This is a genomic window from Bacillus sp. AFS037270 (assembly GCF_002585305.1).
This window is the reverse complement of sequence record NZ_NUNF01000024.1, coordinates 140,207-148,617: the sequence shown is the minus strand read 5'-3', so window position 1 is coordinate 148,617 and position 8,411 is coordinate 140,207. Positions and strand designations below refer to the sequence as shown.

The following is an 8,411-nucleotide window of genomic DNA, read 5'->3' as shown; positions in this document are numbered from 1 at the left end:
CTCGAAGTCGAAATTTATACTTTCTGATCTTTTAAAAGAGGGAATGGCGCCGCCATTCCCTTTCTCTATTTTATAAAATGGTTTTAATATCGAGGACTGAATCTAGAATATAATCTGCCTCATGTTTTTCAAAATCTTGTCGTGCATCTTTCCCAGAAAGACCAGTTAAAACAGCTGCAAATTGACAGCCTAGCTTTCTTGCGGCAAGAAGGTCCGCCAATGAATCACCTACAACCAATACTTCTTCCCCCTTTTGAATGGGCAGGGGGGTGTTTAAGCAGTCTATTGATGATGTCTCTTTTCCTTTAAGCCCCAAAATATAAGTAAATGGATGCGGCTTTGATAAGGATTTAGGCTCGGTTATCTCTTGTTCTGCTTTTGATACTTCATCAGCCGTAATGATTCGGTTTTCATCGAAGTATTTCAGCCAATTTAAATGTTTAAAAGGCTGGATCGTTTCTAGGTCTGGCCTTCCTGTACCAATTCCAATTGTAATTCCAGATGAGGAAAGGTGCTGAAATAAAGCCGCAATATCCTGCGCTGGAGCGAGGGTTGTTTCATTGGCAAGGAATCCCTTTTTCCCAGTCTGGACTGATGGTCTGCCAGTTGAAGCGAGGACATTTTCATCGCCCACATACCATTCCTGTGAAACATGTTCACAAATAGACCAGAGCTCGCCTTTTTGGAAAATCGATGTTTCTACGCCAAGCTTCTCCTTGGACAGTACATTCAAGTATTCAAACAATTCCTGCTTTGTCGCATCTGATTGAGAGAATTCGTCTACGAACAATCCAAAATTCAATTCTACCTGATACTGACTTAATACCGTGCCAATATCCCGTAAGGTTTCATAGTTGATTGGCTTCGTCAGCCATTGAGTTATTTTTGCAGCTTCATCCTCTTTGATTTGCGACAGAAGATGTATGAGCTGATGGCCGAAGGATAGGTAAATCATATCCCAGTTTGCGTTTAGGCCGCGGGATTTCATAAATTTAAGGACCTGGTCGTTTTGGAAGACATTTTCCCTGATGTGGCTGATTTCTGCTTCAGTATATTCGGTTTTAAATTGTTCCGGTGCGAGTGCTAGATAATTGCTGCTAATCAGCATCTCCCAAACAGTCAGTGCAGATGCATCAAAATAGTGCTCTTCGCTCAAAAGCACTCCATCAACATCAAATAAAACGGTGTTAATCAATTTCCCTGCCCCCTCGATTCTTAGTTTGCTTTTATACGTTATCGTAACACAGCGGGTGTTGTAATTTGAAGTATTTGACTACTTTTATTAAAAAAACAAGGGGCATTATCTGTGGATTTGTTAATAAGTTTTAGAATTTTGTTAATAGAGCTAATTTTTGTTAATAAATTTAGACTAGGCGGAATTGGAGTTCGGAATTCTACGTAAATCCGTTTCTTTTCTACAAAATTGAAGGCGAATTCTACGAAACTATCACACAATTCTACGAAATCCCAAACTAATTCTACAAAAAATTGGTAAATTAATACCAAATCCCCTTTTAAATAAAAAAATGCCGTACGCCCAACTCTCTCAACGCACGGCTTAACCACGAAACACTCTTATCCTTTAATCAAACTCTCTTCAAAAGGCCACGATGGGAGCATTTTTCGCAATGGCTTATCCTCCCGGTATCCGAGAGCATATTCCCCTTGCATAATTGTATGAATTTCCCTTGTCCCCTCGTAAATCACCGGGGCCTTGGCATTACGTAAATAGCGTTCGACCGGAAACTCATTTGAGAAACCGTACGCACCATGTATTTGAACGGCATCATTGGCTGCTTCGAAAGCGGCGTCACAAGCAATCCACTTCGCCAAAGAAGTTTCTTGTGTATTCCGTTTGCCATTATTTTTTAACCAGCCTGCTTTAAAAACTAGCAATCTTGAAATCTCCAAATTCGCTGACATCTTAGCTATCATCTGCTGGACGAGCTGATGTCGGCCAATCTCCTTGCCGAAAGTTTTCCGTTCCTCACAATATTTCACGCTTGCCTCAAGCGAAGCCATAATGGTGCCGCATGCCCCCGCTGCCACCGTAAAACGTCCATTATCAAGCGCCGACATCGCAATTTTAAAGCCTTCCCCTTCGTAACCAAGCAAATTCTCTGCCGGTACTCTTACTTGATCTAAGAATACTTCACCCGTGTTGCCTGCTCGAATACCAAGTTTTCCTTTTATCGCTTTTGAAGATACTCCAACGAAGGTCCGTTCTACAATAAAACAGGAAATTCCATGATGACCCGCTTTCGGATCGGTCTTGGCAAAAATTAAGAAGTTGTCGGCCACATCACATAGGGAGATCCAAGTCTTCGAGCCATTTAAAATATAAAAGTCGCCGTTCTTTACAGCCGTTGTTTCCATTGCCGCTACATCCGAACCGGCGTTAGGCTCGGTCAGTCCAAAAGCACCGACCCTTTCTCCTCTTGCTTGTGGAACAAGATATTTTTGTTTCTGTTCCTCTGTGCCCCATTGCAACAAGGTCATGCTATTTAACCCCGTATGAACAGATACAGCCGTCCTGAAAGCTGTGTCACCTCGTTCTAACTCTTCACATACAATTGCCAGTGTATTATAATCCATTCCAACCCCGCCATACTCCTCGGGAATACAAACACCCATCAATTCAAGCTTAGCCAAGCGTTTAAGGATTCCGGTTTCAAAATGCCCGTTCTCATCCCACTCTTTAATATAAGGAATAATCTCACGGTCGACGAACGCCCTCACGACTTTCCGTACACTCTTTTGTTCATCGGTTAATGAAAAATTCATGGCTCTTCCTCCCTAAATTATTTTTAGCTGCTTCATTTCGATAATATCCTCGTTTGTGTATCCCAGACGAATTAAAATTTCCTCTGTATGCTCACTATAAAGTGGCGGGGGACAATCCATTTTTATGGGCGTTTCAGAAAATTTTAATGGCGAGCCTACAAGCTTTAGGTCTTTAATAACCGGGTGGTCTACCTTTACCACCATTTCTCTTACCCGTGCCTGTTCTGATTCCAAAGCTTCTTTCACATTATTGATAGGGCCATTTGGAATTCCCGCTTCATCCAGCAACTGTTTCCACTCTGTTCTTGTTTTCAGTTTTATTTTTGCAGCAATTTTTTTAACCAGCTCGTCCTTATTCACCAGCCTGCCAGAATTTGTTTCAAATTGTTCTTTTAATAGGGTTTCATCTTCAAGCAATTTTGCTAGCTTTCGATATTGGCGGTCGTTCCCGACTGCTAGAACAAAGTCTCCATCTTTTGCAGCAAAAACCTGGTAGGGCACAATATTGGGATGGTCATTACCGAGCCGTTCGGGAATATTCCCCGTACACAAGTAATTGCTCGCAACGTTCACTAGTGCCGCTAATTGAGAGTCAAATAAAGAGATATCTACCGTCTGACCTTGTCCTGTTCTACTTCGGTGCTGAAGGGCTCCTAAAATACCAATACAAGTAAACAAAGCGGTTAGCACATCAGCAATCGCCACCCCGACCTTCGCAGGCTCTCCGTCCCTATAACCGGTAATACTCATTAACCCTGACATGGCTTGAATAATATAATCATAGCCTGGAAGGTGTGAAAACGGTCCTGTTGTACCGAAGCCGCTGATCGATGCCAAAATAATCCCTGGATTTAATTTTTTTATCTCGTCATATCCAAAACCGAGTCTTTCAAGAGTCCCGGGCTTAAAATTCTGCACCACTACATCTGCATCCGCGATGAGTCTGCGGAGAATATCCTTACCTTGGTCTGTTTTCAAATTTAGGCTAATCCCCTGTTTATTTCGGTTGGCACACAGGAAATAGGCGCTTTCTCCTTCTAAAAACGGCGGACCCCAGCCGCGTGTTTCATCGCCGCCGTCAACACTCTCAATCTTGGTCACTTCCGCTCCCATGTCGCCCAGCATCATCGTGCAGTATGGACCCGCTAACACACGGGATAAATCGATTATTTTTAATCCGTAAAGCGGTCCAAACACTTTGCTCCCTCCTTTCTAGCAATGCTCATCAAATCTAGCAATTCTAGAAGAAAGCCAGTGAAGACAATCAATGCTGCTGCACTGAATGCTCACTGGCTCCTATTTAAAAGCAATTTCTAATTAGATATCCAATCCAATCGAAATATACTTTACTTCTAAAAACTCTTCAATTCCGTAATGCCCGCCTTCGCGTCCAAGGCCGCTTTCCTTATAGCCGCCAAACGGAGCTTGAACCACTGACGGCAGGGCATCATTTAAACCGATAATTCCATACTCCAATTGTTCCGTAATCCTAAAGGAGCGGCTTAAATTTTCCGTATAGACATACGCAGCCAATCCGTAGCAGGAATTGTTGGCCCGTTCAATCACTTCCTCTTCCGTTTTGAAGGTAGATATTGGCGCAAGTGGACCAAAAATTTCATCCCTCATACATTCCATATCATCATGGATATTGGTAAGGATCGTTGGGGCAAAGAAATAACCTTTTTCCTCTGCAGGCTTTAAACCGCTATAAGCTACCTTACCACCTTTTTTAACGGCATCATAAACCAATGATTCTACTTTTTTATAAGCTGATTTATCAATTAACGGACCGATATCTGTACCTTCTTCTAGTCCATTACCGACTTTAAGTTTTTCTAATTCGGCTTGAAAAAGCTTAATGAATTCGTCCGCCACACTTTCCTGTACATAGACCCGATTGGTACAAATACAGGTTTGACCGGCATTGCGGAATTTTGATAGGACAAGGCCGCTGGCAGCCTTCGCTAAGTTCGCATCATCCATCACGATAAATGGAGCATTTCCGCCAAGCTCTAACGAAACTTTTTTTACATTTTCAGCTGCCCCGCGCATTAACGTCTTTCCTACCTCTGTCGATCCGGTAAAAGTTATTTTCGTTACACGGGAGTCTTTTAACCAAACATCGCCAATTTCCGAAGATCGTCCAGTAATGACGTTAATCACTCCTGCTGGTATTCCGGCTTCATGTGCCAGCTCCGCCATTTTTAACGCCGTAAGTGGTGTTTGGTTGGCCGGCTTTACGACAGCGGTACACCCTGCCGCAAGGGCCGGAGCTACTTTTCTTGTAATCATCGCCGCCGGAAAATTCCACGGGGTAATCGCCGCAATGACACCAACTGGTTCTTTTCTTACTAGTATTCTTTTATTTGGACTTGATGCAGGGATGGTCTCACCATAGACCCTCTTTGCTTCCTCGGCATACCAGGAGATAAAGCCATTAGCATACGAAACCTCACCTAAGGCTTCCTTTAACGGCTTCCCTTGCTCGATGGTCATAATTCTAGCAATTTCTTCTTTATTTTTTTCTATTAAATAGAACCATTTCATCAAAAGCTGATAGCGCTCTTCCGCTGTCCGTTTTGACCAAGTTTTAAAGGCCTTATGGGCAGCATCAACAGCCTGCTTCGCCTCGTAGGCGCCGCCTGTTGGAACAGCACCAATCACTTCCTTCGTAGCTGGATTTATGATGTCAGTATATACCTCGTAGTCATTGCCCACCCATTCACCATTTAAATACATCGGATAAATTTGATAATTCTGCTTAAGAACATCCATATTATTCACCTCCAACAGATAAGGCAGGATTATTTTGATATACTGCTTCGATGGCTTCTTCAAGGATTTGTAATCCTTCTTCAAGCTGCTCATCCGTGATGGTTATCGGCATAAGCAGACGAATGACATTGCTGTAGATACCGGCACTTAACAGCATAAGACCTCGTTTAGCTGCCTCTTTGACCATTTTTCCAACTGCCTCTTTATCAGGTGTTTTGGACTTACGATCCTTGACGATTTCCATCGCACACATTGCCCCAAGGCCGCGGACATCGTCAATCCCTTCAAAGCGGTCGGCTAGGAGCTGCATTTTTTCAATCACTCGCTCGCCAATTAATCGCGCTCTGTCATTCAATTGCTCATCTTCAATAATATCTAAAACTGTCAGGGCTGCCTGGCATCCAAGCGGGCTCCCAGCGTAAGTTCCGCCAATCTCGCCAATCTCAGGGGTATTCATGATTTCCGCCCTGCCGATGACACCCGAGATCGGAACTCCTGCCCCCATCGATTTTGAAATGGTAATTAAGTCAGGAACGACATCAAAATGTTCAATCGCGAAATGTTTTCCGGTCCTTGCAAAACCAGTTTGTATTTCATCAGCAATAAACAAAATTCCATACTGTGAACAGATTTCTCTTACCCGTTTTACAAAGGCCTTGTCAGGCACAATGAAGCCGCCCTCTCCTTGTACGGGCTCCATGACCACGGCTGCAATCGTTTCTGGAGCAGCTTCTGCAACTAAAAATTGTTCAAACTGCTCAATGATCATGCCGCTATATTGCTGTTCAGTCATTCCCTCAGGACGGCGGTACACATATGGATATGGCGCCTTATATACTTCCGGGGCAAATGGACCAAAGCCAAATTTATAAGGCTTGACCTTGCTTGTCATGGTCATTGTCATTAACGTTCTGCCATGGAATCCTCTTGTAAACGAAACAATCCCTTGGCGTTTTGTGTACTTGCGGGCAATTTTAACGGCATTTTCAACGGCTTCCGCACCGCTGTTAAAGAAAGCGGCCTGCTTATCAAACTGACCTGGGGCAAGCTCACACAGCCGCTCTGCCAAATTTATATAAGATTCATACATCATCACATTAAAACCGGTATGGATAAATTGGCTTGCTTGTTCCTGCAAAGCTTTTACCACTCTCGGGTGTGAATGACCGACATTAAGCGTTCCGATTGCACCGGCAAAATCAATATAATGATTACCATCCACATCTTCGACCAGTGCTCCCTCTGCTTTTTTTACAAAGGATTGGCAGTTGTTACTGATTCCTTTTGGAACAAATTTATTTCTTCGCTCCAAGATTTCTCTCGATTTTGGTCCGGGTATTTCTGTTTGGAGCTTGACAAATTTCCTTTCCAATTCGTACTCCTCCTTTTAAAAAAATAACACCCAGGGAATAAAAGCGTCCCTCTTGTTCATTTCTATATAAAAAGCGATTATCCCTTTACATGCTCTAAAACTTCTTTAAAATTTCTGACAACTCGATCAACCTCTTCATAACTTATCGTTAATGCAGGCTCGATTCGAATCGTTTTTGAGTTGATCAAGGTACCAGCCACGAGAATTCCTCTATCAAACATTCCCTTTGATACCTCATAACCGATTTCATCCTGATAGAATTCGATGCCAATCATCAAACCTTGACCGCGGATCTCCTGAACCTTATCCTCATGTCCTTTGGCGGCTTGTATTAATTCTTTTAAAAAATATTCACCAACTTCGGCAGCCCGTTCAGGAAGTTTTTCTTCTATTAAAACACCAATTGTCGCAATCGCGGCCGCACAGGCTAACGGATTTCCGCCGAAGGTAGTCGTGTGCATGAATGGATTTGGGAACCAGCTTTTAAAGACTTCTTCCCTGGCAACGATCGCCCCTGCAGGCATAACGCCTCCGCCAAAGGCTTTGGCAAGACAAATAATATCCGGTACCACATCATATAATTCAGCGGCAAACATTTTTCCTGTCCGCCCCATTCCTGTCTGAACTTCATCAAATATCAGCAGAGCTCCATATTGGTCACAAAGCTCCCGGACTTGTTTGAGATAATTTTCCGGCGGAAGGATTATTCCCCCTTCACCTTGAATCGGCTCTAAAATGACGGCAGCAACATCTTCCCCGACTGAAGCACAAACTTCAAATGTTTTGCGCATCATGTCGATATCGCCGAATGGTACATGCCGGAAACCTGGGATCAATGGTAAAAACGGTTTACGGAACATGCCCTTCGCTGTCCCGGATAACGATCCTAAGCTTTTTCCATGGAACGCCCGTGTCGTGGAAATGAAGGTAGTCCGTTCACTGTACATTTTGGCAAGCTTTAAGGCTGCCTCCACACTTTCTGTCCCACTGTTGGTAAAGAAAGCATATTTTAAATCGCCCGGTGTGATGTCAGCTAAAATTTTTGCCAGCATGGCACGAAGCGGATCTAGCAAATCTTGGCTGTGCAGAGCCTGACGTTTAAGTTGATCGGTTACCGCTTTCAATACTTTAGGGTTGCGATGTCCGACATTGTAGATACCAAAGCCGCCAAGACAATCAATATATTCCTTGCCGTTGACATCCTTAAAACAGGAACCATTATCAGACCATTCCACTGCGGCAAATTGGCCATCCTTTGTTACAGTTTTACGGTAGGCAAGGAATCCTGGATTAACATGTTCACGGAATCCATCGACCGTTTCTTTTGTGATCCAAGCTGCTTCTTCTTCATTAATTTCCTCTTTTTCTATTAATTCTAGAACCTTATTAATATATTCAGATAATTGTTCATTTTGCTTACTTTTTAACTCCTGCTTATAATCAATACTCATAAAATACTTCCTCCCTTTTTGATGTTTTT

The 8,411-nt window shown here is 43.1% G+C and carries 6 protein-coding genes; all 6 read right to left on the bottom strand.

Annotation, left to right across the window (positions count from 1 at the left end; genetic code table 11):
* Positions 1-70 precede the first annotated feature (70 nt).
* Positions 71-1,195 carry an HAD family hydrolase gene (locus tag COD92_RS12995; protein ID WP_098531840.1) on the bottom strand — a complete coding sequence of 375 codons (1,125 nt, stop codon included), beginning with the start codon at positions 1,193-1,195 and terminating at the stop codon, positions 71-73.
* 380 nt (positions 1,196-1,575) lie between these two features.
* Entirely contained in the window at positions 1,576-2,784 is a 1,209-nt protein-coding gene (locus COD92_RS12985) for an acyl-CoA dehydrogenase family protein (protein WP_098531838.1), read from the bottom strand.
* Positions 2,785-2,796: 12 nt separating this feature from the next.
* Positions 2,797-3,981 (bottom strand): CaiB/BaiF CoA transferase family protein, encoded by a 1,185-nt coding sequence (locus tag COD92_RS12980; RefSeq protein WP_098531837.1) that lies wholly within the window; start codon positions 3,979-3,981, stop codon positions 2,797-2,799.
* Between the two features lie 120 nt (positions 3,982-4,101).
* On the bottom strand, positions 4,102-5,523 hold the full coding sequence (locus COD92_RS12975) for an NAD-dependent succinate-semialdehyde dehydrogenase (RefSeq protein WP_141561101.1): 1,422 nt from the start codon (positions 5,521-5,523) through the stop codon (positions 4,102-4,104).
* Positions 5,524-5,560: 37 nt separating this feature from the next.
* Positions 5,561-6,931 carry a 4-aminobutyrate--2-oxoglutarate transaminase gene (gene gabT / locus COD92_RS12970; RefSeq protein ID WP_098531835.1) on the bottom strand — a complete coding sequence of 457 codons (1,371 nt, stop codon included), beginning with the start codon at positions 6,929-6,931 and terminating at the stop codon, positions 5,561-5,563.
* 77 nt (positions 6,932-7,008) lie between these two features.
* Positions 7,009-8,382 (bottom strand): putrescine aminotransferase, encoded by a 1,374-nt coding sequence (locus COD92_RS12965; protein WP_098531834.1) that lies wholly within the window; start codon positions 8,380-8,382, stop codon positions 7,009-7,011.
* Positions 8,383-8,411: the final 29 nt, after the last annotated feature.